We start from the raw sequence: 25356 nt of genomic DNA, 5'->3' as shown, positions 1-25356 counted from the left end.
TTTAGTTAATATTTATTATCATCCTGATTGAGTATGTGGACAATATCTATGCATTAAAAGTCTGAACCATATCGACTTTTATCCCCGGAATAAGAAAGCGTTACTCTGAATAGCAAAAAAGCCGCACTGCCATCTCGTTACGGAGGGGCGGTGCGGCTTTCGATTCGGCTTATATTTTAGTGAATATTGCCGTTATAGCTGGTGGTTTTGCATGTGTTTTAAGAATACATCGGCAGGCATAAAACCGGTTACACGAGCATTTGGAACATGGTTACCCTCGCCATCCCAGAACTCAATCGTCGGTAAGCCAAGTACCTGTAATTGTTTAAGCAGTTCAATGTCTTGAGGCATGTTTCTCGTTACATCGGCTTGTAGCAGTACAAAGTCAGAAAGCTTGTTTTCCACATCAGCTTGATGGAAGGTGTACTTCTCGAACTCTTTACACGCCACACACCAATCGGCGTAGAAGTCGAGCATCACAGGCTTACCGAGTTTCTTCGCTTCGATGAGCTGGATTTCTAGCTCTTCAACCGTGTTGATGCGTGCAAATTGGATGTGCTGTTGTTCTACCGTTACGCTCTTCTCCGCAAACCAATAGTTCAATGCAGGCTGTGCCGAAGCAAACAAGCCAAGCATCGCGATGATGCCTACCGCACTCTGCTTCCAGCCGCCGAATGGCAGTGCATTCTTGCTATGGTACAGCCAACCAAAGGCGATGAAGCCAAGGCCAGACCAAAGCACGGTTGCCCACAATTCAGGAATGATGCGCTCTAGCAGGAAGATAGGTGCTGCCAGCAAGATAAAGCCGAATACGATCTTCACCTTGTCCATCCAGCTGCCCGCTTTAGGCAATAGCTTATTACCAAATACCGCAACTAAAATCAGCGGAATACCCATACCCATGGCTAATGCATACAGAGCAATCGCACCGGTAAATAGGTCGCCACTCTGAGCCACATACAGCAGCGCGCCTGACAATGGCGCCGTGGTACAAGGTGAACACACCAAGCCAGAGATAGCGCCCATTGCGAATACGCCCAAGGTATTGCCACCTTGCTGCTTATTGCTTTGATTGTTGAGCCAAGTTTGAATGCTGCTTGGCAGTTGCAGGTTATAAACGCCAAACATCGACATTGCCAACGCCACGAACAGAACACTCAGCGCGATCAGCACGTAAGGGTGCTGCATAGCGGCTTGGAACTGCATGCCTGCTGAAGCAACCACTAAACCTAATAAGGTGTAGGTTAACGCCATGCCTTGCACGTAAATAAAGGACAGCATCAGCGCGCGACCTTGGCTGAGTTTGCCACCACCTAAAACGATACCCGTTAGAATCGGATACATAGGCAGCACACACGGCGTAAAGGCTAAACCAACACCGAGTGCTAAGAATAATAGAGGGGTCCACCAACTGTCACCGAGCTTATCGGCTAAGCCTGCTTCTTTTGAAACAGGGGCATTTGGCTGTTGAGTCGTGTTACTTACAACGTCTGCTTTCGGAGATGTTGGTTGCGTAGAAACATCGGTTTCGTTGCCAGCAGAAGATGAAGCTTGTGAGTCACTACCTTGCGAATTAGCAGAACCTGTTGCTGTGAAAGGTTCAATGTCGATGATACGAGTCTCTGGTGGGTAGCAGAACCCTGCGTCCGCACAGCCTTGATACTTAACGATCAGCTGTGAGCCATCTTGGTAACTCTGCAGAGGAACTTGCACGAATAACGGCTGAGTATAAATGCTCACCTCACCGAAGAATTCATCTTGGTGCGGCTTACCATCTTCTAATTCAACATTACCGATAGCGAGATTTTGCCCGGTGAACGAGAGGCTATGTTGATAGAGGTAGTAGCCCTCTTTTACTTGCCAGTCGAGAAGGACTTTGTCGTCTTGCTGGTAGTAATTGAAAGGGAAAGCTTGGTCTACAGGGACAAAACCATTGTTATTGCCTCCGAAGCTTGGCTCGGCGTTGTCGTTCCCAAATAGCGCCCACGCAGGCTGGGTGAATAGGGAAACACAAACAAAAAGTAATGTGGCAAGTCGTCGCATACTATTTAGTCATCAAAATGGAGTTGAAGGTATCTTAACTCAATCAGACCGTAATAGTTTGCTATTAGTTTCATCGGCAAACAAATATCCCCTAAGGCGGGATAGCGATTTTATTGGGTAATCGAGTGGGGAGCTGCAATTCAACTTGAGTGACTTGCCTTTGTAAAAGAGACATTTAAGCTACACCCAAGCGTGCTTTTACTACTTGTTCGCAAGCATCAATATTCATCGTATCTTTTGGAATAATAAGCACGGTATCATTACCGCCAACGGTGCCGATAATCTCAGTATGTGGGTCGATATCGACTAATCTTGCGACTAATTGAGCACAACCTGGATGAGTTTTTACGATGACCATCGCTTGGTTATGAGTGATGAATTCGATTTGCGATGAGATGGATGCATCGACACGAACCGGTGCACTTTCAACCGTGATGCAGTAAACCTTTTTACCGCAAGCATTCTGAATTTTGACAACACCAAGCTGTGACAAAATACGAGATACGGTCGATTGGCTGATACCGGTATAGCCAATATCGACGAGTTTCTCTCGCAGTTGATTTTGGGTCGAGAAGCTTTGTTGTTGTAGTAAGCGTTTGCACGCTGCAGTCAGTGTTTTATCTTCAGCTGAATACAAGCAACCGTGCTCAGTGATTGGGTTCATGAACAACTCCTTAAGGTCAACATGTGGTTATCGCTTGTCCATAGCGCCGAGCGTACTCCCAAAGCCGTAGAGTACGATTGTTAAATAGGGCTTACCGATGAATCCCGAAATAGAGAGGGAAGGTATGCGTGATGTATGATCGTCTACCCATTGAGTCTACCACTAAAGGATAGTTATCTTTTTGAAGGGGATCACCAAATAAAATTCTAGTTAATTGCTTTTATTTTGGAGTTTTATTCTTTTGTTAAATGGATATTTATTCCAAGTTTGGCATAAATATCCATCGGTATTAGGGTGCTTTGGAGACCGTGATAATGGCGCTAAGGGTTAGCGAATTTCACTCATGATCTCGCGAGAGAATACTTTTTCACAGTAGTGACATTTTAGCTGCACGTTTTCCTGTTTTAGCTGCACTTTAAAGCTGCTTTCGACAGGTTCACCGTGCGAAATACAGTTGCTATTCGGGCAAGAGTAGACACTGTGGATTTGCTCTGGCAGCACAAGGGTTAGCTTATTAACCACTTTATACTCTTCAATCTGATTGACCGTTGCCTGCGGAGCATAAAGAGCCAATTGGTTGGCTTGTTCCTTGGTCAGGAAGATGTTCTCAATCTTGATTAGATCTTTATGGCCAAGTGCCGATGATGGCAGGTTTAAGCCCATAGTGATGCGCTGTTCTGTCTTGTGTAGCTTAAACAGTTTAAGGATTTTGATACCAAGGTGAGCAGGGATGTGGTCAATCACGCTGCCGTTACGGATCGCTTCTACTTGTAGCTGAGTTTGTTTAACCATGACTGTTTCTCCTGCTTATAAAGTGTCGTTAAGAACTAGGGCCAATAGGGCTTCGCGAGCGTATACACCGTTTTCAGCTTGTTCGAAGTAGTAAGCGTGTGGCGTTTTATCAACGTCGGTGGTGATTTCGTCGACGCGTGGCAGCGGGTGAAGTACCTTCATGTTTTGACGAGCGTCTTTCAATGTATCGGCGGTGAGGATGTAAGCCGATTTCATGTGTGCGTATTCCGACGCATCAAAGCGCTCTTTCTGCACGCGAGTCATGTACAGAACATCCAGTTCAGGCACGACTTCTTCAATGCTGCTGTGAGTGCTGTATTGGATGCCCATCTCTTCCAATTCTTCACAGATGTAATCTGGCATCTCTAAGACTTCTGGCGCGATAAAGAAGAAACGCACGTTATTGAATTTCGATAGTGCTTGGGTCAATGAGTGCACGGTACGGCCATATTTTAGGTCGCCGACGAACGCCACATTGAGGTTATCGAGCGTGCCTTGTGTTTCGTAAATCGAGAACAGGTCCAGCAAGGTTTGCGTCGGGTGCTGGTTAGCACCGTCGCCGCCGTTTACTACCGGCACACCGTTAGAAAATTCAGACGCTAAACGTGCTGCCCCTTCTTGTGGGTGACGCATTACAAAGGCATCGACGTAGGATGAAATAACCTGCACTGAATCGGCAAGTGTTTCGCCTTTCTTCGCCAGTGAGGTGTTACCGCCATTATCAAAGCCAATGACCGTGCCACCAAGGCGCTGGACGGCGGTCTCAAATGAAAGGCGAGTTCGAGTTGAAGGCTCAAAGAAGCAGCTCGCAACGACTTTATTTTTCAGCAACTCTGGGTTTGGCTCGGCCTTGAGTCTTGCTGCTGTGTCGACGATAAGCTCCAGTTCATCACGAGAGAGCTCTGGAATGGAGATGATGTGCTTGTTAAATAACGAATGCGCCATAACGGGTCTTCCTTTTTCTATGCATACAGTCAAATTGCGGACAAAAAAAAGCCCCCTAAAAATAGGAGGCTTTGAAACGATCAATAGAGCAAAATAAAAATGACACCACCGCCACTCTTTGGCGTGTAGTTTGACAATTATGTGCGACAGAATTGCGGTTCATTTTTTGCTCTCTTTAGACAAATTGCGGAGGATTATACTCAGATAAAAATGCCATGCAATACTTTCCGTAAAGTATTCATTTAATGGATTTTTATGCGAAATTACGTCCGTTTCTAGTTTCCATTTAAGCCTTTGTTGGAACTGAGAGTCTCAGGCTTTTTCAGGTAATAATCTTTTCTAGTACATGAAAAAAAATGCGGGTTTTATCCAAGGTCAAAATCCCAAGAACGCCACCCGCATTTCCCTGTTATTGCACTTAGCTTGTCAATTTATTGCGAACAAGTGCGTGCTTAACTTCTTAGCTGCCTAGTGTCGCAACCATTACTGCTTTGATGGTGTGCATGCGGTTTTCTGCTTCATCGAACACGATTGAGTATTCAGACTCGACCACTTCGTCCGTCACTTCTACGCCATCTTTAAGCTGCGGATATTCAGCAGCAAGTTGTTTGCCGACGGTTGTATCTTCGCCGTGGAAAGCTGGCAGACAGTGCATGAATTTCACATATGGGTTACCCGTTGCTTTCAGCATTTCCATGTTCACTTGGTAAGGCATCATTAGGTTAATACGCTCAGCCCATGCTTCTTTTGCTTCGCCCATAGATACCCAAACGTCGGTGTACAGGAAGTCACAACCTTGCACGCCTTCTTGAACATCTTCAGTCAGTGTAATTTTGCCACCTGTGTGCTCTGCGATTTCACGACACTGAGCCAATAGTTCTTCTTGTGGCCAGAACTGTTTTGGAGCAACAAGGCGAATGTCCATGCCCATTTTCGCTGCGCCAACCATCAGAGAGTTACCCATGTTGTTGCGAGCATCACCTAGGTAAGCAAAGCTGATTTCATGCAGTTGTTTACCACGGCCGTATTCCGTCATGGTTAGGAAGTCAGCAAGAATTTGTGTAGGGTGGAATTCGTCAGTCAGACCATTCCATACTGGAACTCCAGCGTAAGCGCCTAGCTCTTCAACAATCTCTTGACCGAAGCCGCGGTATTCAATGCCATCGTACATACGGCCAAGAACGCGAGCGGTATCTTTCATTGATTCTTTGTGGCCAATTTGAGAGCCAGATGGGCCTAAGTAAGACACGCGAGCGCCTTGGTCGAATGCCGCTACTTCGAATGCACAGCGAGTACGAGTTGAGGTTTTCTCAAAGATAAGCGCAATGTTTTTGCCAGTTAGTGTTGGCTGTTCGTAACCGTTGTACTTCGCTTTTTTTAGCTCCATAGAAAGATCTAATAAGTGTTGAATTTCGCGTGGAGTGAAATCTAGTAGTTTTAGGAAGTTACGATTGCGTAGGTTAAAAGCCATGATGTATTCCTTCTTAGATTTAGGCGCTTTCTTGTTACAGGGAAAGAAAATTCAAGAAAGCGCGATTCAATTTTTGTGTATTAATTTCAGTTCAAACGGTGATTCAGTTTTCTCGCAAGGTTTGAAAAGCTCGCGAGTAGATTAATCTTTGGTGATGTTGGTGCCCGCCAAGCCTTGCAGGATTTGCAAACCATCTTCGAGTGCACCAATACCGACGACTTTGCCGCCTTGCTGAATGAATTCGCACGATGCTTCAATTTTTGGTCCCATAGAGCCTGCATCAAATTCGAATTTCGCCAGTTCACTTGGTGTGGTGCTGCGCAGTGCGTGTTGAGTCGGTTTGCCCCAATCAAGGTAAACAGCGTCCGCGTCGGTCAAAATAAGCAGTGCATCCGCATCCAGTTGTTTCGCTAAGAAAGCCGCTGACATGTCTTTGTCGATAACCGCTTCAACACCCACTAATTTGCCGTTCTCTTTTTTCACTGGGATGCCACCGCCGCCAGTACAAATCACTAGGTGGCCTGCATCGATAAGTTGGGTGATCGCTTCGTGCTCAACAATGCCAGTAGGGCGTGGGCTTGGCACAACGCGACGGAAGTGTTGGCCGTCTGGTTTGACGATCCAGTGGAATTTCTCCGCCAATTCACGCGCTTCCGCTTCTTCGTAGATCGGGCCAATCGGCTTCGTTGGATCGGCGAATGCAGGATCGTTTGGATCAACGGTCATTTGCGTCAACATGCACGAGATGTTGCGGTTAGGTAGATAGTTCTTGAACTCTTGCATCAGCATGTAGCCGATCATGCCTTGAGTCTCACTGCCCAATACATCTAGCGGATACGGGTTTACTTTTTTGTATTCCAAACCTTGCAGAGCCAGTAAACCAACTTGTGGGCCATTACCATGTACTAGAACCACGTTGTACACTTTCGCGATTTCAGAGATGGTTTTAACCGCTGTTTCAATATTACGGCGTTGAACATCGGCTTCTAACGGCTCACCGCGACGAAGTAAGGCATTACCGCCGAGTGCAACAACAACAGTTTGCTTAGTCATAATTGTGTTCTCTCATTTTGGCCAAGCTGAGATTATTTAAGATCATTCAACTTGGCCGTTTTCGTCTTAGTGATTAGATACCATCACGCTCAATTGGGCAGCTCATGCAGCGTGCGCCACCGCGACCGCGGCCAAGTTCATCTCCAGGGATAGGAAGAACTGTGATGCCTGCTTTATCGTATTTTTCATTGGTGTAGGTGTTGCCTTCGTAGCCAATCACAACGCCAGGTTTAACCGTTAGAACGTTGTTTGCATCGTTCCACTGCTCACGTTCTGCATGGAAGTTGTCACCACCGGTCGTGATTAGGTTTAGCTTGTCTACGCCAAGTGCTTTTTCGATAGCTGTTACGAAGTAGCCTTCTTCTTTCACTTTCACTGCGCCAGACTCATCACCAGTTAGGTTCCAGCACTGTACGTCTTTACTCACCACTTCAGGGTAAACAGAGAACGTATCTTCGTTCATGTGCGTCATAACGGTGTCTAAGTGCATGCAAGAGCGGTGTTTTGGTAGCTGCATTGCGATAACTTGTTTCGCTTGACCGTGTTTGAATAGGCTAGATGCTAAGTGCTCAACACCTTGTGCTGTTGTACGCTCAGACATACCGATAAGAACCGTACCGCGACCGATTACAAGAACGTCACCGCCTTCAATGGTTGAGTTGTCGTAGCTGATGTTTTCTTCATCGCCGAAGTACTTAATGAAGTCTTGGCCAGCAAATGTTGGGTGCCAGCGGTAAATAGCGCGAACGTGGTTGGTTTCACGTTGACGAGCAGGTTTCGCCATCGGGTTGATGGATACGCCACCGTATACCCAGCAAGATGTGTCACGAGTAAATAGGTGGTTTGGTAGCGGTTCGATAATGAAGTCGGTTGGTGCGTGCATGCCTTGCATCATTGAAGATGATTTCATTGGCATCTCAGCGTAAGACAGACCACCCGTTAGGATTTTTGCTAGTTCTAGGTTTGGTAAGTCGCCCAAGTAGCAGCGCACATCGTTAGCAAAGGTTTTGCCTAAGCGGTAATCAGAAACTTGATGATTCAAAAGCCAATCTTTCGCTTCTGGCACTGCTAGCGTGTCTGCTAGTAGGTCAGTAAGAAGAAGAACTTCAACACCTTGATCACGCAGCGTTTGAGTAAATGCGTCATGCTCTTTACCAGCACGTTCAACAGCCAGTACGTCATCAAATAGTAAATCGTGACAGTTAGAGGGTGTTAGGTGAGTCAGTGCGCGTCTTGGACGGTGAACTAGAACGCGGCGTAATTGACCTATTTCAGAACCTACATAGAACTTACTCATGATCGTCTCTCTCTTATATATTTGAATTACTTTTATCGCTAAGAGTAATTATTTATTTTCAGTTGAGAAGAATGAATTATTTATTCATATCTCTTGTCTGGAATTAATATTACGCCTGCTAGTCAGGTATTCTTAGAGATCTATCACAAATCGTTTTTTATCCCGCAGCCCTTTAAAATTAAGGGTTTTAACAAACTTTATGCACTTTCAGTTATGAATAATACATTCTAAATAGTTAGCAGTTAGGGAACTTTATGCACGCTTTTTTTACGAAACTTACTAGAATCTAATTTACGAGGGATTATATGCAGAATAGTTTTATTGATAAGAGTGTACTTAGCTTGGAAGTATGCAGTGTTTTTATTTAGATATTTAATTTTGGATGTGGAATTAATTGTTTATTAACAAAGTAAATGCGAATAAAGCTGTTGCGATCACATTTTAAAATCGGCTGTTTAAGTGTGTTTTTTGATAGAAAAGGGCATTAATCCTCGTCTGTTTATTAGGCTATTAATTACTTTAAATATAATTAACGCTAATAAGTGACTAACTATTTGTTTAAACATCATGGTTGAAAATAGAGTGTTATTTCATCAAGAAAATTAGATGTTTAAAAGTAGGATTGATTCTTCTATTGCGAGTGCTTTGAGTTTGGTTGAGCTTGGCTACGAACAGAAGAACCTTGAATATCGCGTGTATGGCTTTGAGGAGCTGTTTCAGTGGCAGAGGGTTACATTGAGAGGGAACAATAAAAAAGCCGCTGTGAGAAGCGGCTTTGGATGAGAAAGGAGTGAAGTGCTGTTAGTTAGATCAGCGCACCAATACTCAGTACAACAATGCAGAACACCATCAATATACCGACTAGTGGCATCACCCATTTAACCCAGCGCACGTAAGGGACACGAGCAATCGCCAAACCACCCATCACCACCGCGGAGGTTGGGGTGATTAGGTTCACCAAGCCAGATGCAGATTGGTACGCAGTGATAACCAAGTCACGACCTACGCCAGCAAAGTCGGCCAGTGGTGCCATGATTGGCATGGTCAGTACCGCTAAGCCAGAGGTCGATGGCACTAAGAACGACAGTAGAATCTCTAAGAAGAACATCACGTTAATGAAGATAACCGAAGAAAGCCCCGTTACCATCTGTTCTGCTGAGAAGAGAATGGTATCGGTGATCATACCGCGGTCCATCACCACTACGATACCACGTGCAATACCTATGATGAGCGCAACGCCAAGTAGGTCGCGGGCACCATCAATGAAGCTGGTGGTAAACTCTTCTTCGCTCATGCGAGCCACAATACCAACGATGATGGTTGCTGCTAAGAACATCGCTGAGATCTCAGCCATCCACCATCCAGCAACGGATACACCATAAATCATTACAGCGAACGAGCCACCAAAAATGGTCAGAATCAGTTTGCGAGTCGCGGTGAATTCAAGTTTTTCGCCGCTCGCATTACCTAAGAAGTGCGCTTTGTTCTCTTCGTATTTGTCGTAGACAATTGATGTTGTTGGATCGGCTTGAACCATTCTTGCGTAACGCATTACGTAGGCAACACAAATACCCCAACCAATAATCAACATCGCAATGCGCAACACGATACCGTCTGTAAATGGAATACCAGAGGCGTTGGCAGCGATCACGGTTGCGAATGGGTTAATCGTTGAACCCAGCACCCCAATACCTGCACCAAGCAGTACGGTCGCAGCGGCAACAAGAGGGTCAAAGCGAGCTGCCATCATTACCGGCACTAGCAATGTATAGAAGGGCAGTGATTCTTCCGCCATGCCGTAGACGGTACCACCTGCGGCAAATAGCGCCATCAGTATTGGTATCATCAACTCTTCTCGCCCTTCTAAGCGGGCGGTGACGCGCTCGATACCGGCATCAATGGCACCCGTTTTGGTTACTAGCCCTAAGAAGCCACCAATGATTAAGATGAACAGCGAAACGTCGATAGCCGCCGCTTCATAGCTATTGTGGTCATAGAAGCCGTCAATAGGCGCGAGCAGTACATCAATCACGCCTTGAGGGTTACCTTCTACCGCTTGATAGGTTCCGGTTACGGGTACTTCTCGGCCTAGCTCTTCATTCATTGCACGGTCGTATTGGCCTGCTGGAACAATCCAGGTAAGCAGTGCAACGAACGCAATCAGAATAAATAGAATGGTGTAGGCAGAAGGGAATTTAAAGTTGGCAAAGAAGCCGCCCTTTTTTTTCTCGCTTGGTATCGTTTGAGTTGTCATGGCTATCTCCTTACATCATCTTAAATAGAAGTGATGTGAATTAGCGACTAATGATTTATAGATTGTAAATACACGGACACTTATAAAGTACTCAACGATATAAAGTTGCTGACTTTAAATTAAGGTTGTTTTTATATTTACTAATCCAAATGAAGTTAGATTTAATTTAGCTGCGGTTATTTTATTCCTTACTCCGGTATTTAAGTTTGGTGCTGTTCACAAAAATAATGGCTAATAAAAGGGCTAAAAAATGGCAGAAAATCGTCAAGGTTTTTTGGTTAGTTAGCTTGGATTAATATTCGTTTTGGATTAACTGGAAGTGGAAGGAGATTGATTTGGTAGGTGTTGTTTATGATTAGGCAGAATAATCTTGGAATTTTATTCAAACTTTATTTTTAGGCGGTTTTTAAAGTTTATAATGGTTATTTGATGCGTATCAAATAACACATTGAGCAGAAAACAAAAAAGGAAGCCGAAGCTTCCTTTTAAATGTTCAATCACCAGCGAATGTTAGATAAACAGACCGCCGAATGCGAAGCCGAGTGCTACCGCAGTACTGATTGTTACCACACCTGGAATGAAGAATGGGTGGTTGAATACGTAGTTACCGATACGCGTTGAGCCTGTGTCATCCATCTCAACCGCTGCTAGTAGCGTAGGGTAAGTTGGAAGTACGAACAGCGCACTTACCGCAGCAAAAGAAGCAACGGCTGTTAGTGGTGCTACGCCAATCGCTAGTGCTGCAGGCATCAGTGCAACTGTTGTTGCGCCTTGAGAGTAAAGCAGCATAGAAGCGAAGAACAGAACAAGAGCCAGCATCCATGGGTAGTCAGCCAGTAGAGCGCCTGCTACGTCTTTGATTTCAGCAACGTGTGCGTTTACAAACGTTGAACCTAACCAAGCCACACCAAGTACACATACACATGCCGTCATACCAGAACGGAACGTTGGTGCTGAAGAAATCTTCGCTGCATCAATCTTAGTGAACATCACGATAGCCGCTGCTGCTGCCAGCATTACAGACATGATCGCTTCGTTACGACCTAGCGCCGGGTTTTCAATTAGGCCAACAGAGCTAGAGATAGCCGCTGCGTAACAAACCACGAAACCAATTGCAGCTAGGAAGATGTACGTTGCTTTCTTCGCTGTAGGTAGAATTTCGCGTTTCTCTTCTGTTGCTAGCTTGATTAGACCTTTCTCTAGACGTTCTTGATAAACAGGATCGTCTTTCAATTCGCTACCCATGTAGTTAGCAACAACCGCACCAACCATACAAGCGATGAAGGTTGTTGGGATACAAACCATCAATAGCGTTAGGTAATCAACACCAAATGGTGCCAACATTGCTGCGAAAGCCACAACTGCAGCCGAGATTGGCGAAGCTGTGATAGCAATTTGAGAAGCGACAACTGCGATAGACAGTGGACGAGAAGGACGAACACCTTGGCCTTTCGCTACTTCTGCAATAACAGGAAGCGTAGAGAATGCTGTGTGACCAGTACCCGCCATTAATGTCATTACAAAGGTCACAATCGGCGCGTAAAAGGTGATGCGTTCAGGGTGTTTACGCAAAAAGTTTTCGGCAATTTGTACCAACCAGTCCATACCGCCAGCAACTTGCATTGCAGCAATTGCGGTGATAACTGACATGATGATCAAGATTACGTCGATCGGGATGAAAGATTGGCTTGTTGGAACGCCAAGAATAAGTGAAAGGGCAATAACACCAGCACCACCGGCAAAACCAATACCGATACCGCCAATTCTGGCCCCCAAAAAGATAAAGAGCAGGACGACAAACAGTTCTACTGCAATCATAAGTAACACCTCATTTAGATTTTATTATGTGAACATTCGCCGCTGGAATGTTCACATAATAGTTCTATGGTTTAGATTCAATTTGGCAAAAGCGCAACCAACGGAAATCCACAAAATAATCATGGTTAACCGTATTGGAGCCTAAAAAAGGGCTCCGTTTGGAACCCTTTCTCGCTAACTTTATTCGTAGCGCTTCGCTTTATACTGAGGATGCATCAAATTTTCAACAGAGAAAATGTCATCAAGTTCTTCTTCGGTTAATAAACCGCGCTCTAGAACCACATCACGAACGCTCTTACCTGTCTCAGCACAGATCTTACCAACAATGTCACCCTCGTGGTGGCCAATGTATGGGTTTAGGTAAGTGACGATACCGATAGAGTTAAATACGTGCGCTTCACATACTTCTTTGTTCACCGTAATGCCGTCTACACACTTGTCGCGTAGGTTCACACAAGCGTTTGTTAGGATGTCTAGAGACTCAAACATGCTTTGTGCAATAACAGGTTCCATTACGTTCAGTTGAAGTTGACCACCTTCCGCAGCGAAAGAAACCGTGTTGTCGTTACCTAGAACTTTGAAGCAAACTTGGTTTACTACTTCAGGTACAACTGGGTTTACTTTAGCAGGCATGATTGAAGAACCTGCTTGCAGTTCAGGTAGGTTTAGCTCGTTCAAACCAGTACGTGGACCTGAAGAAAGTAGACGCAAGTCGTTACAGATCTTAGATAGCTTAACTGCTAGACGCTTAAGTGCGCCGTGCGTCATTACGTATGCGCCACAGTCAGACGTTGCTTCGATTAAATCTTCAGCCGCTACACACTCTAGGCCTGTTACTTCTGCTAGGTGTTTCACTGCTAGGCCTTGGTAACCCGGTGCTGCGTTCAGACCTGTACCGATAGCCGTTGCGCCTAGGTTTACTTCAAGCAGTAGTTTTGAAGTGTATTCTAGGTTTTTGATTTCTTCATTGATGGTTACAGCCCAAGCGTGGAACTCTTGGCCAACCGTCATTGGAACTGCGTCTTGAAGCTGAGTACGACCCATCTTCAAAATCGTGTTGAATTCTTGGCTCTTAAGCTCGAATGCACCTTTTAGGTATTCGATCGCATCAATCAGTTTACGAACGCTGTTGTAAACAGAGATACGGAAGCCAGTTGGGTAAGCACAGTTTGTAGATTGGCTGCGGTTTACATGGTCGTTCGGGTTGATGAACTCGTATTGGCCTTTTTCTTTGCCCATAAGTTCAAGAGCCACGTTCGCAACAACTTCGTTTGCGTTCATGTTTACAGAAGTACCAGCACCACCTTGGAAAACGTCCGATGGGAACTGATCCATGCACTTACCCGTGTCTAGAATTAGGTCACAAGCTTGGATGATGTATTTAGCCACTTCGCTTGGAATTACACCTAACTCTTTGTTTGCTAAAGCCGCTGCTTTCTTGGTCATCACCATACCGCGAACGAATTCAGGTACATCTGAGATCGTTACATTTGAGATGTTGAAGTTTTCAACTGCGCGTAGAGTGTGGATGCCGTAGTAAGCATCAGCCGGAACATGACGTTGACCTAATAGATCTTCTTCGAGACGAGTAGCTTGAGGAGCTTCAACTTGAGCTTCTGATTGAGTAGCCATAACAGGATCCTTAGAGAATTATTCTGATTATATAGTTAGTTATTAGCCTATTCTGTGTGCAAATACTCCGTTCGCTAGAATATTGGGCTGATAAATCCGTCCTGACTTATGTGGCACATGATACTGTACTTAGCGCATAAAAATATTAAGTGGATCACCTTTTTCGGTTTTGTTTCGTCAATATTTTGCAAAGTTATTCTTGGTCAATAAACACGCTTATTTACAGGATAAATTTGAGATTGTTAGGGCTTTCAGCGTAAACTGCAAGTAACAAAGGAGGGCGTGTGTTTCCTATCTTATTATTACTATTTATCTTCGTACCCATCATTGAGATTGGGCTATTTATTCAAGTTGGTGGCTTCTTAGGATTGTGGCCAACTATTGCGTTGGTTTTGATCACTGCATTTGTAGGTGCATCGCTGGTTCGTAGCCAAGGCATTCAGACACTTATGTCTGTGCAAGGTCGTTTGCAACAAGGCGAAATGCCAGCACAACAGATTCTTGAAGGCGTGATGCTTGCAGTTGCCGGTGTATTGCTGCTGACTCCGGGTTTTATGACGGACGCACTCGGTATGTTGGTATTATTGCCAGCACCAAGAGCGATGATTGCCAAGAAAATGATGGAAAAAATGGTGGTGACCAACATGTCTGGTGGTTTCCATGCCGGTGGACAAGCTGGTTTTGGCCAGAGCCCATTTGGACAAGACCCATTCAATCGCGATCCATCTGACCAATCAAAAGACGGCAACACCTTTGAAGGTGAGTTTGAGAAGAAAGACGACGACAACGATCGTAACCGCTTAAACTAATTAATTTTTTCTCTCTTTATATAGAGGGAAAACAGAAAAGGCTCTTACCTTTATCCTTCGCAAGAAAGTGATAATGGTAAGAGCCTTTTTTATTGTCTGTCGCTAGCTGTTACTTACTGTTTACTATCGATAACAGATAACAGATAACAGATAACAGATAACAGATAAAAGATAAGCTTGAGTGTTCGGTTATACCGCGCCTTCAAAACCCATTTGTCGCCATGCTTCAAAAGCAATGATTGCCACTGCGTTAGACAGGTTCAGGCTGCGCGCGTCTGGCATCATTGGAATACGAATGCGTTGTTCCATTGGCATGCTTTCAATGAACTCAGCAGGCAGGCCGCGAGTCTCTGGGCCAAACATCAACACATCACCTTGTTGGAATTTTGCATCAACGTGGTGACCTGTCGTTTTAGTGGTGCAGGCAAAGATGCGGAAGTCACCCTCGCGTTCATTCTCAAGATACTCAAGGAAAGCTTCTAGGTTCTTGTGACGCTTAACTCGCGCAAGGTCGTGGTAATCCAAGCCAGCACGACGAACCTTCTTCTCTTCAAAATCAAAGCCAAGCGGTTCAATCAGGTGCAGGTTTGCGCCGCAGTTAGCACATAGGCGGATGATGTTACCCGTATTGGGTGCAATTTCTGGTTCGTATAGAGCGATATCAAACATGTTGGTTCACAAGAGTAATCAAAGATAGCCCGAGTATACGGTGGCAAGCTGAGTGAGTACAGTTCACCACCATTCGCTTACGCTTTATTCGCGAGTGCTTGTGCGTAGTTTTCAGCAACCGCCTTCCAATTCACCACATTCCACCATGCGTTGATGTAATCAGGACGACGGTTTTGGTAGCTGATGTAGTAGGCGTGTTCCCAAACATCGAGCGCAAGAATCGGTTCGCCATCACTGACAACGGTATCCATCCACGGATTATCTTGGTTCGAGGTTGAGATGATCTTCAGTTGCCCTTGCTCTACCACTAGCCAAGCAAAGCCGGAGCCAAAGGTATTGATCGCCGCTTGGGCGAACTGATCTTGGAATGTCTCGAAATCACCGAAGGTACTCTTGATAGCCTCACCAAGCTCGCCCGTAGGTTCACCACCGCCGTCTCGCGACATGCAGTTCCAGTACAAGATGTGATTGTAGTAGCCACCGCCATTGTTACGAACAGCCGGGCTGTGCTGAGAGATGTTGGCGAAGATCTCGGTCAGAGATTGCTGTTCTAGCTCGCTGCCAGACACCGCCGCAACAAACTTATCGTAGTAGGTTCTATGGTGCTTGCTGTAATGCACTTCCATTGTCTTAGCGTCAATGTAAGGCTCTAGGGCATCGTAAGCGTAGGGTAAAGCAGGGAAAGTGTGCGACATGGTAAATCCTCCTTAATTAGAGGATTTACCATAATGGTAATGACAATCATTATCAACTGCGATCTTTGTGGGGGTATTACACCGGTAAGATAGGCAGGGTGATTTCGAGTTGTAATCCACCGAGCTGGCTGCGGGTTGCGGTGATGGTTCCGCTGTGTTGGCGAATCGCACTTTCAGTAATGGTTAATCCAAGCCCTGTGCCGCCAGAGTTTCTGTCACGCGCTGTTGAGACACGGTAAAAAGGTCTGAAGATAGAATCGAGTTCATCCTCTGGAACACCATCACCATTATCATTGACGCAAATTGTTAGCTGATCTTGAACCACATGGAACTGTACATCCACTTGGTCTTTACCGTAGTAGATGGCATTGCGTGTAATGTTGTCTAGCGCACTCATCAGCAGTTTAGGGTTCCCCGAAATAGAGCGTTCTGGGATCTCCGAGAACGTCAGTTGTTTGCCCATCTGTTCGGCTTCAAACTCTGCGTCTTTTAAGATCTCTTCCCATAGGCTCGAGATAGGCTGAACCTCACGAGTAATATGGCTGTCGACCTGCATACGAGATAGCGTCAGCAGCTCACTGATCATCTGTTCCAAACGCTGTGCTTCGGTATCAATGCGTTCTAACTCTTGGCTCTCGCCTTGTTTACGAATCGCCAGTGCATTGGCCATGCGAAGACGTGTCAGTGGCGAGCGGAGCTCGTGTGAGATATCAGAGAGCAGGCGTTGTTGCCCCGAAATCATCTGGTTTACCGCTTCTACCATCTGGTTAAAGCTTTCACCAGCTTGTCTGAACTCTGAAGTACCTTTTTCGAGTGTTGGATCGACCTCGAATTGACCTTTCGCCACGCGTTGTGCCGCGCGTTCTAGCCTGCGAGCGGGTTGACTCAGTGCCCAAGCTAACCAAAGTAATAGCGGGGTACTCGCCAACATCACGGCAAGCAATAGCTGCAGAGGTCTATCAAACAGGCGCAGTAAGAATGGCGGTGGTTGGTTCCACTTCACTCCGGCATACATCAGCAACTCTTCACCAGCGAGAGTAATTGGCACTGGCCCTGCGACCATGTAGTGTCCGTAGAGTTTTTGCTTCGGTATCTCAGGGTTATCAATCGAGGTAACAAAGTTACGAATCGCCTTTAGCTTATAGTCTGAATGCCTTTTCGAGGTAAGGACTGCGCCCTCAAGATCGGTCAGGTAGATGCGAGCTCTAGAATCCTTGCGGCTGCGTGGCGCCTCCAGTTGGAAGACAATCTTGCCCAGATTAGGTTCTTTGGCGTAGCGTTTCTCTGTGATTTTAGCGATACGCTCGAGTTTATCGAGGTGATCTGCGGGCACATCTCGCGCGACTCGAGGGTCTAAATGGGGAAGTGACAGCACCGACAAAAGCACCAGTAACATGGTGAACCAAAAGATAGCAAAGATACGTCCATATAAGCTGGTGATTTTAGGTATACGCATTAATCTTCCTCTACCAATAAGTAGCCACGGCCTCGTAAGGTTTTGATACGTGATTTGCCGTCAGTGCGCTCAGGAATCTTCTTACGTAGATTAGAGATGTGCATGTCTATCGCGCGGTCAAACGCTGCGAGCCTTTTACCCAGCACATCCAAACTCAATGCTTCTTTGGTGATCACTTGCCCTGGGTTTTGGATAAGGTGACTCAGTAGGGCGAACTCGGTTGTGGTGAGGTCGATGAGCTCCCCATTGCAGTAGGCTTCTTGTTTGCCCGGGAAGACTTCGATGTCTTGATATTGAACTCTATCACTGGCCGCCTTAGGTGCGGTGTTGGTTTGAGTACGACGCAAGATAGCTCGAATACGAGCTAACAACTCTCGGTCACTGAAAGGTTTAGGCAGGTAATCATCCGCGCCAAGTTCAAGACCAATCACACGGTCGATCTCTTCGCCTTTTGCGGTCAGCATTAGTACCGGCGTTTCCCAATTTTCCCTCAGCTTTTTTAGCGTTTCCATGCCATTAAGGCGCGGCATCATCACATCCAAAAGGACCAGATCAATCTCATCATTGATCGCTTCAAGCCCGGCATAGCCATCATTGGCTTCGGAGACAGTGAAGCCCTCAAAGCTCAAAATGTCTTTAAGTAAGCTGGTTAACTCTGTGTCGTCATCAATAAGAAGAATGTTCGCCATTGGGAAGCCTTAATCATTTAGTTAGGTTAATAATACTGCTAATTATTCGTCAACTTTCACTCTTTACGATTCTTTACGCTTTCTAAACGTCACTTTACGAGGGAAAGACTAATCTATATTCAAGCGCTGAGAAACAGACGCAACACATGACTTATTATACCGAATTGAGGCAACAATTATGAAAATGACTAAGAAACTTGTACTAGCAGCTGCGGCACTTCCACTTATTTTTGGTACAGCAAGCGCGTATGCTTACGGTGGTGGTGATAAAGGTGACCACAAAGGTATGCACGACAAGTGTGGCGGTTTCGATAAAAAAGTAATGCGCCAACTAGACCTAACCGACGCTCAAAAAGAACAGTTAAAAGAGATGCGTGAAGCAGACCGTGCTGAGATGAAAGCAAAGCGCGGTGCAAACAAAACGGCAAAAATGGCGCAAATGAAAGCGCATCACGAAAAGGTTCAAGCATTGGTACTTGCTGACAACTTTGACGAAGCAGCAGCAAACGACCTAGCAAGCCAAATGGTTGAGAAGCAAACTGAGCGTCGCGTAGCAATGCTTAAGAAGCAACACCAAATGATGAGCGTACTAACGGCTGAGCAAAAGACTCAACTGAAAGAAATCCAACAAGAGCGCATGACTAAGTGTGCTGACAAAATGGGAAAACGCATGAACAAAGACAAGTAATTCATTGCTTGAAAAATCAGCGTTGAATGAAAGTGTTTAGAAAGAAGCGGCCGAGTGCCGCTTTTTTTGATCCTTAAAAATGAATGTTTTACATCATAGCTGTCATATTCAATTGGTTGTTTGCAGGTTATACTTTGTGCTATCAGTCACTTTATAGCCAAGTTATGAAACAAGAATACGCACGTTTAGTTACGCTCGCCGCTTGGGCAGCCACCACCATCGCCACTATTTTATTGATAGTGAAAGTCGCAGCGTGGTGGGTAACAGGTTCTGTGAGTCTGTTGGCTTCCGTCGTGGACTCCATGCTTGATATCGCAGCCTCTGTCGTTAACCTTATCGTGGTTCGCTACTCTCTGCAGCCTGCCGACAAAGAGCACACCTTTGGTCATGGTAAGGCTGAATCTCTCGCTGCATTAGCGCAGGCAATGTTTATTTCAGGCTCTGCATGTTTCCTTATTCTCAATGGTATTGAACGCTTCTTCCGACCTCATGAACTGAACTCTCCAGAAATTGGTATCTACGTCAGCCTGTTCGCGATAGTGATGACCTTTGGTCTGGTTCGCTTCCAAAAACATGTGGTCAACAAAACGGGTAGCCAAGCTATTGCAGCCGATTCATTGCACTATCAATCAGACCTTTATATGAACGCCGCGATTATGCTGGCACTGGCATTGAGTTGGTTTGGGCTTGGCCAAGCGGACTCTGTATTTGCGGTGGGTATAGGTATCTACATTCTGTACAGCGCTTATCAAATGGCGATGGAAGCGGTTCAGTCTCTGCTTGATCATAAGCTGCCAGATGATGAGCTGAAACAGATTAAAGAGACATCATTGAGCGTGGAAGGCGTGTTGGGTGTGCATCAATTACGAACGCGTCGCTCGGGGCCAATACGCTTCATCCAACTGCATCTAGAATTGGAAGATAATATCCCACTTATTGAAGCGCATCGCATTTCTGACGAAGTAGAGGCTAAGCTTATCTCCGTGTTCCCTGATGCTGATGTATTAATTCACCAAGACCCGTATTCGGTCGTATTTGGACCAGAGAAGCAGCAGAAATTCCACTCGTGGTAATGCGTGCTAAAAATCAGCGGGCAAATGGTAAGTGAGTGGCTTTTGAACTAAAGTGAGTAAAAATTATTAACTGTTAGGTGATTCAAAAACCACCTTAGTAACAATTAATGTTGATTCTGATGTGAATCAACAAAGTTATTGAGTAAAACTGTAATACTCTTACAGAAGTAGAAATGTTACATAATTTTACGCGATTTGAGTGCTATTCCTGTTGAGGAAATGTAACATAACGCACAAATATAGATTTAAAATCTTGTTGATATACAATCAGCAAGAACAAGAATTGAATAATAGATTCCCAAAAATCGAGGGTGAGCATGATTAAGAAGATCGGTGTTTTGACCAGTGGTGGTGACGCTCCAGGTATGAACGCAGCAGTTCGCGGCGTTGTTCGTACTGCGTTATCAGTTGGCATTGAAGTTTACGGTATTTACGATGGCTACCAAGGCCTTGTTGAAGACCGTATCGAAAAGCTTGACCGTTCAAGCGTATCTGACGTGATCAACCGTGGTGGTACTTTCTTAGGTTCTGCACGTTTCCCTGAATTTAAAGACGTTGCTGTTCGTGAGAAAGGCATTGAGAACCTTAAGAAGCACGGTATCGAAGCACTTGTTGTTATCGGTGGTGACGGTTCTTACATGGGTGCTAAGAAGCTGACTGAAATGGGTTACCCATGTATCGGTCTTCCAGGCACAATCGATAACGATATCGCGGGTACTGACTACACAATCGGTTACCTAACAGCGCTTAACACTGTTATTGATTCAATTGACCGTCTACGTGACACGTCTTCTTCTCACCAACGTATTTCTATTGTTGAAATCATGGGCCGTCACTGTGGTGACCTTACGCTTATGTCAGCAATCGCGGGTGGTTGTGAGTACATCATTACTCCAGAGACTGGCCTAGATAAAGAACAGCTTATCAGCAACATCCAAGATGGCATTGCGAAAGGTAAGAAGCACGCAATCATCGCTCTAACTGAGCTAATGATGGATGCTAACGAACTGGCTAAAGAGATTGAATCTTCAACAGGTCGTGAAACTCGTGCAACGGTTCTTGGTCACATCCAACGTGGTGGTCGTCCTACTGCATTTGACCGTGTATTGGCTTCTCGCATGGGTAACTACGCTGTTCACCTTCTTCAAGAAGGTCACGGTGGTCGTTGTGTGGGTATCGAGAAAGAAGAACTTGTTCACCACGACATCATCGATTGTATCGAGAACATGCAGAACCCAGACCGTTCTGAGCTGTTCCGCGTTGCAGAAGAGTTGTTCTAAGCCACGCTTAGCGTTCGCTTAAAGAATTTAAAAACCGCTGATTATTCAGCGGTTTTTTTGTGCCTGCCGTTCTTTAGATTCATTGTAAAATCCCCTCCTAGCCTCCCCTTATGTCAGGTTTCTAGATCCCTTTAGCTTTCATTGGAAAGGGGAGGAACCGTTCCGTAGTTGTTGGAGCATATACCGACTACAACAAATTTTAGCGATTAACGTAAGCTTTCCTATTAGCGATTTATTGAACATTTTATGGTTTCAGTAAGCCTAGGGACCTAAGTGAACAAAGAAAGTTCTCCCCCTTTACCTTAGATCGGCAGGGTAATCGAAAATGTTGAAATAAGGGGGAGTTAGAGGGGGATGCGTACACAGAAGTTTATTTGGGGATTGAATTCATGATTTTCACCAAAACTTCTTCAAGATTCTGATTAACTTCATTATTGGTAAAGCGAAGCACCTTGATTCCAATCTTGTTTAAGTCTCGTGTACGCTGATGATCGTAAGCCTGTGCTTGTTCTGAAAAGTGGCTATTACCATCTATCTCAATGGCCAGTTTTAGTTCACAGCTGAAGAAATCCACGACGTACTTTCCGATGCTATGTTGTCTGCGAAACTTAATACCAAGCTGCTTGTTCCGTATATAAAACCATAGCTTGCGTTCTGGTTGAGGCATGTTGTTTCGGAGCTGTTTTCGAAATGTGTTTAGATGAGCTTGTGTATAAATCTTCATAACGCAGTCTAATAAACCGGAATGTTATTAAGTTACAAAGAGCTCAGTGCAAAAAAGAGGTTGGGAGTGGCGGTTTTCGAGCGAGATCAAAAAAGGCCAACCTAAGTTGACCTTTCATTTAATTTAAACGGTGAAGTTTAAATTAAGCTTTTGCTTCAGCTGCTGCTTTAGCGATAGCTGCGAAGCTTTTCGCGTCTAGAGCTGCGCCGCCAACTAGAGCACCGTCGATGTCTGGTTGTGCGAAGTAAGCTGCTGCGTTTTCTGGCTTAACAGAACCGCCGTATTGGATAACAACTTTCTTAGCAACTTCTTCAGATTTCTCTGCGATGTGTGCACGGATTTGAGCGTGGATGCGTTGTGCATCTTCAGCTGTAGCTGCTTTACCAGTACCGATAGCCCAGATTGGTTCGTAAGCGATGATAGCGCCTTCAAGAGCTTCAACACCTTGAGTGTTGATAACAGCGTCAAGTTGACGAGCACATACTGCAACAGTTTCGCCTGCTTCGTTTTGTGCTTCAGATTCACCGATACAAAGAACTGGAGTTAGGCCGTTCTCTTTTAGGAATGCGAATTTCTTAGCTACGAACTCATCTGATTCGTTGTGGTATTCACGACGCTCAGAGTGACCGATGATGATGTGAGATGCGCCGAACTCTTTAAGCATTGCTGGAGACATGTCGCCAGTGAATGCACCGCTGTTGTTTAGGTCAGAGTTTTGAGCACCTAGGATGATCGCGCTGCCCGCTTCAGTAAGCGTACGCTCTGCTAGATCAACGAAAAGTGCTGGTGGAGCAACTGCTACGTCTACGCCTGTTACGCCTTCAAGTTCAGCGTTAAGACCGTTTAGTAGATCAACAACCATTTCTTTGCTGCCGTTTAGTTTCCAGTTACCCATAACTACAGGATGACGCATAGGAATATCTCCAAAGTATTTAAATAAATCGAATGTAAAAAAGTAAACTTTATTACGAAATAATATAACAGATTAATATCAACAGATCATGACTGTGGTCATGACTTTCTTGGATCTTACTCAATGGTCAGAGTAGATTTTGAGCATATATCAGTGATCCGGCAGACAGAATAATAGCTAACTTCTCGGATTTTTCATCGTTAGTTGTTATTAAGGGACAAACGATTGCGTTAACAACAGGAAGTAACAATGCCGAATCTAGTTCTAGAGTACTCCAATTCAGTGGATGAGCGAGTAAATATCCAAGGCTTACTGGAAGATCTCCACCAAGTCGCTCTCACATGTGGCTTGTTTGATGTGCCATCAGTGAAATCTCGTTCACTGCGTTGCCATAATTGGTTGGTCGGTGATGAGGAAGATAGTGTAGACTTTATTCATATCAGCTTTGAGTTACTTTCGGGACGAAAGGAAGAGCAAAAGCGAGAATTGTCACGATCGTTAATGCAGATCCTGCAAGAACAAGCGAGTCATGTAAGAAGCTTAACGGTGAATATTCGTGATATGGATAAAAGTTGCTTTCAAAAAGTAATAAACTAACCATTGCTGCTGACTTTTAGCGGCGTATAAATTTGAGTATTTAAGATGTCGATGAAAGAATTACTGCTCTCTTTCAAGGGGAGAATTGGTCGTAAGACTTACTGGATTTGGAATGTTTTCTACTACATAGCGATTACCGGTTTTGCTTCAGGTATCTCTGTGTTGTTCCCTGCTTACTCTTATATCCTGCTACCAATCATCTTATTGATGCTTGTGATCCCAGACCTTGCGGTAACCGCTAAGCGCTGGCACGACCGCAATAAGTCTAATTACTGGCTACTATTGAATGTGCCATTAGTATTGGGTCGTTTAGCTTCGCCAATGGTTGCAACGACGACAGAGCCGGTATCGCCAATTCATATGGCGGCAACCGTCGCGGCATTAGTGTGTGGTTTCTGGATTCTGATTGAGTGTGGTTTGTTGAAAGGTACAGAAGGCCGTAATGACTACGGCGAAGACCCATGTGAATATTGAACAGCGAACCAATAAGAAGGGGGCATTACGCTCCCTTTTTCTTTTTAGTGCTTTGCTAATTTCAGTACATTTTAGGTTCGGTATTCGGCTTAAAAGGCACGACATTTTCAGGCAGAGATTCTTCAAAGCCGCAGCGCCCTTCGAGTGCATCTTGGAACTTACAGACCTGACAGCGCAGCTCTTGCATGAGTACGACATTGGCGTGGTGTGGGTTTTTACAACGGCTAACCACTAAGTCGATGTGACTTTGCTGCGCACGAAGTCGGTCTTGCATCACGTCTGAAGCCGAACAAATCATCTGTTCGCACATCTCGTGTTTGAATTGATTGAATGCTTTCGGGTCGCTTTTCGCGAGTTGGACAAGTTCATCAAAGGGTGGCAGTTTTTGAGCGGGTTGTGGATGCGCCATCATTCCTTCCTTAGCATTAAGCGTGTTTCATATGCTCTAAGCTTAAGAAAGAAATCTGTACAAATTTTAATCTATTTGTATTTTCTCAATATTGAGACGGTATTAGCCGATTACCTTTGCAATCAAAGGGCGGGTGTTAAGGTGTAAGTGCAGCGTCGTTCGCCAGCAATGATGTGCTCTGTACGGCTCACGTGACACTCATCTTTTAGTAACTCAGTAAACACGTTGAGCTCAGATTGGCACAGGCTAGGGCAGCGAGTTGCAGCCTTACAGATAGGGCAGTGGTTCTCAATCAAGATGTAGTGATCATCATGCTCTTGAAGCTCAGCCATGTAGCCTTCGTCTTCACGAAGCTGGGTGAGTTTTTTAAGCTTGCTGATGAGTGAATCACAGCCAGACAGCGCAGTTTGATATTGCTTAAGAGTGTGTTGTTCACGCTCGGCAGCAACCTTAGCCAGCCCTTCTTTACCAAATAGATTCTCGACAGCATCAATCACTTGAATGGTGAGTTCACCATGTCGGTCTGAAAATTGGTTATGACCTTGTTGAGTCAGGGACCAGTGGCGAGTCGGGCGACCCACTTTCACTTTCACATCATGAAACGCAAGAATACCGTCATCTTCCAGGCTTTGCAGATGTTGCCTTGCCCCCATTGTCGTCATGCCAAATTCTTCTGACAGTTGTTTCGCGGTTACCGCGCCTTGACGCTTAATGGTCTGTAAGATTCTGTCGCTTGTTTTCATACTATCCCTACCTAATGAACCTTACTATTATGAGGCAAGGTGTTTATAAAGCAAACCATTTACTATATTGATGATAATTTACTCTATTGGCTGCCATGGTCAGATTCTGGTGCGCTAATAAAACAAAAGGCTGATACTAGGTATCAGCCTTGGAATATTCTGTTTCAC

General features: G+C 45.1%; 24 protein-coding genes. 6 read left to right on the top strand and 18 right to left on the bottom strand.

Annotation, left to right across the window (positions count from 1 at the left end):
• Positions 1-192 precede the first annotated feature (192 nt).
• From AB4274_RS06570 to aspA, 10 genes are all read right to left on the bottom strand, one after another.
• Positions 193-2043, bottom strand: coding sequence for a protein-disulfide reductase DsbD (locus AB4274_RS06570; RefSeq protein ID WP_017066562.1), 1851 nt, complete (start codon positions 2041-2043; stop codon positions 193-195).
• 175 nt (positions 2044-2218) lie between these two features.
• Entirely contained in the window at positions 2219-2707 is a 489-nt protein-coding gene (locus tag AB4274_RS06565; protein WP_017063664.1) for an arginine repressor, read from the bottom strand.
• A gap of 327 nt (positions 2708-3034) precedes the next feature.
• Positions 3035-3499: an aspartate carbamoyltransferase regulatory subunit gene (gene pyrI, locus AB4274_RS06560; RefSeq protein WP_017062720.1), complete on the bottom strand. Its 465-nt coding sequence runs from the start codon at positions 3497-3499 to the stop codon at positions 3035-3037.
• Between the two features lie 15 nt (positions 3500-3514).
• Complete coding sequence (gene pyrB / locus AB4274_RS06555) at positions 3515-4444, bottom strand: aspartate carbamoyltransferase (protein ID WP_017063665.1); 930 nt, start codon at positions 4442-4444, stop codon at positions 3515-3517.
• Positions 4445-4904: 460 nt separating this feature from the next.
• Positions 4905-5915, bottom strand: coding sequence for an ornithine carbamoyltransferase (locus tag AB4274_RS06550; protein ID WP_372111380.1), 1011 nt, complete (start codon positions 5913-5915; stop codon positions 4905-4907).
• A gap of 141 nt (positions 5916-6056) precedes the next feature.
• Positions 6057-6968, bottom strand: coding sequence for a carbamate kinase (arcC, locus tag AB4274_RS06545; RefSeq protein WP_017062723.1), 912 nt, complete (start codon positions 6966-6968; stop codon positions 6057-6059).
• 73 nt (positions 6969-7041) lie between these two features.
• Positions 7042-8265, bottom strand: a complete 1224-nt coding sequence (gene arcA / locus AB4274_RS06540) for an arginine deiminase (RefSeq protein ID WP_017062724.1) — start codon at positions 8263-8265, stop codon at positions 7042-7044.
• Between the two features lie 805 nt (positions 8266-9070).
• The gene (locus AB4274_RS06535; protein WP_017062726.1) at positions 9071-10519 is read right to left on the bottom strand and encodes a YfcC family protein; all 1449 of its coding nucleotides are present in this window, start codon (positions 10517-10519) and stop codon (positions 9071-9073) included.
• Between the two features lie 510 nt (positions 10520-11029).
• The gene (locus tag AB4274_RS06530) at positions 11030-12337 is read right to left on the bottom strand and encodes an anaerobic C4-dicarboxylate transporter (RefSeq protein WP_017061168.1); all 1308 of its coding nucleotides are present in this window, start codon (positions 12335-12337) and stop codon (positions 11030-11032) included.
• A gap of 180 nt (positions 12338-12517) precedes the next feature.
• On the bottom strand, positions 12518-13969 hold the full coding sequence (aspA, locus tag AB4274_RS06525) for an aspartate ammonia-lyase (protein WP_017063668.1): 1452 nt from the start codon (positions 13967-13969) through the stop codon (positions 12518-12520).
• Between the two features lie 284 nt (positions 13970-14253).
• Between aspA and AB4274_RS06520 the strand changes: the two genes are divergently transcribed.
• Positions 14254-14778, top strand: a complete 525-nt coding sequence (locus AB4274_RS06520) for an FxsA family protein (protein ID WP_012604974.1) — start codon at positions 14254-14256, stop codon at positions 14776-14778.
• 189 nt (positions 14779-14967) lie between these two features.
• On the opposite strand, the gene trmL is transcribed toward AB4274_RS06520, so the two are convergent.
• From trmL to AB4274_RS06500, 4 genes are all read right to left on the bottom strand, one after another.
• Positions 14968-15447: a tRNA (uridine(34)/cytosine(34)/5-carboxymethylaminomethyluridine(34)-2'-O)-methyltransferase TrmL gene (gene trmL, locus AB4274_RS06515; protein WP_009844716.1), complete on the bottom strand. Its 480-nt coding sequence runs from the start codon at positions 15445-15447 to the stop codon at positions 14968-14970.
• 77 nt (positions 15448-15524) lie between these two features.
• On the bottom strand, positions 15525-16142 hold the full coding sequence (locus AB4274_RS06510) for a superoxide dismutase (protein ID WP_017066564.1): 618 nt from the start codon (positions 16140-16142) through the stop codon (positions 15525-15527).
• Positions 16143-16218: 76 nt separating this feature from the next.
• On the bottom strand, positions 16219-17598 hold the full coding sequence (gene cpxA / locus AB4274_RS06505) for an envelope stress sensor histidine kinase CpxA (protein WP_017068848.1): 1380 nt from the start codon (positions 17596-17598) through the stop codon (positions 16219-16221).
• Positions 17598-18287 carry a response regulator gene (locus AB4274_RS06500; RefSeq protein ID WP_017066566.1) on the bottom strand — a complete coding sequence of 230 codons (690 nt, stop codon included), beginning with the start codon at positions 18285-18287 and terminating at the stop codon, positions 17598-17600. The genes cpxA and AB4274_RS06500 overlap by 1 nt, the downstream gene beginning before the upstream one ends.
• Before the next feature lie 178 nt (positions 18288-18465).
• On the opposite strand from AB4274_RS06500, the gene AB4274_RS06495 reads away from it, so the two are divergent.
• The 3 genes from AB4274_RS06495 to pfkA all read left to right on the top strand — a co-directional run bounded on the left by AB4274_RS06495 (position 18466) and on the right by pfkA (position 21328).
• The gene (locus AB4274_RS06495; RefSeq protein WP_017063671.1) at positions 18466-18975 is read left to right on the top strand and encodes a CpxP family protein; all 510 of its coding nucleotides are present in this window, start codon (positions 18466-18468) and stop codon (positions 18973-18975) included.
• Between the two features lie 164 nt (positions 18976-19139).
• The gene (gene fieF, locus AB4274_RS06490) at positions 19140-20048 is read left to right on the top strand and encodes a CDF family cation-efflux transporter FieF (RefSeq protein WP_017066567.1); all 909 of its coding nucleotides are present in this window, start codon (positions 19140-19142) and stop codon (positions 20046-20048) included.
• A 317-nt stretch (positions 20049-20365) separates the two neighbouring features.
• A complete protein-coding gene (gene pfkA / locus AB4274_RS06485) occupies positions 20366-21328 on the top strand; it encodes a 6-phosphofructokinase (RefSeq protein ID WP_017061160.1) in 963 nt (320 codons plus the stop codon).
• Positions 21329-21698: 370 nt separating this feature from the next.
• Here the strand turns inward: pfkA and AB4274_RS06480 are convergent, their stop codons facing one another.
• Together AB4274_RS06480 and tpiA are read right to left on the bottom strand one after the other, a co-directional pair.
• Positions 21699-22052, bottom strand: coding sequence for an endonuclease domain-containing protein (locus tag AB4274_RS06480; RefSeq protein WP_017061159.1), 354 nt, complete (start codon positions 22050-22052; stop codon positions 21699-21701).
• Positions 22053-22194: 142 nt separating this feature from the next.
• Positions 22195-22965, bottom strand: a complete 771-nt coding sequence (tpiA, locus tag AB4274_RS06475) for a triose-phosphate isomerase (protein WP_017061158.1) — start codon at positions 22963-22965, stop codon at positions 22195-22197.
• Positions 22966-23214: 249 nt separating this feature from the next.
• Here tpiA and AB4274_RS06470 point away from each other — a divergent pair, with 249 nt between their 5' ends.
• The gene (locus tag AB4274_RS06470) at positions 23215-23562 is read left to right on the top strand and encodes a 5-carboxymethyl-2-hydroxymuconate Delta-isomerase (RefSeq protein WP_372111378.1); all 348 of its coding nucleotides are present in this window, start codon (positions 23215-23217) and stop codon (positions 23560-23562) included.
• Between the two features lie 45 nt (positions 23563-23607).
• On the top strand, positions 23608-24036 hold the full coding sequence (locus tag AB4274_RS06465) for a DUF805 domain-containing protein (protein WP_017061156.1): 429 nt from the start codon (positions 23608-23610) through the stop codon (positions 24034-24036).
• A gap of 61 nt (positions 24037-24097) precedes the next feature.
• Here AB4274_RS06465 and AB4274_RS06460 read toward each other — a convergent pair whose 3' ends face one another.
• Together AB4274_RS06460 and AB4274_RS06455 are read right to left on the bottom strand one after the other, a co-directional pair.
• Positions 24098-24445, bottom strand: a complete 348-nt coding sequence (locus AB4274_RS06460) for a DUF3135 domain-containing protein (protein WP_017061155.1) — start codon at positions 24443-24445, stop codon at positions 24098-24100.
• A 122-nt stretch (positions 24446-24567) separates the two neighbouring features.
• Positions 24568-25188 (bottom strand): metalloregulator ArsR/SmtB family transcription factor, encoded by a 621-nt coding sequence (locus AB4274_RS06455; protein WP_017063674.1) that lies wholly within the window; start codon positions 25186-25188, stop codon positions 24568-24570.
• Between the last annotated feature and the right edge of the window lie 168 nt (positions 25189-25356).

Origin of the sequence: Vibrio sp. 10N.261.55.A10, from assembly GCF_041470825.1 — a bacterium.
Taxonomy (GTDB): domain Bacteria; phylum Pseudomonadota; class Gammaproteobacteria; order Enterobacterales; family Vibrionaceae; genus Vibrio; species Vibrio crassostreae_C.
Note: the sequence above shows the minus strand (reverse complement) of the source record. Positions and strands in the feature narration are given on the sequence as shown.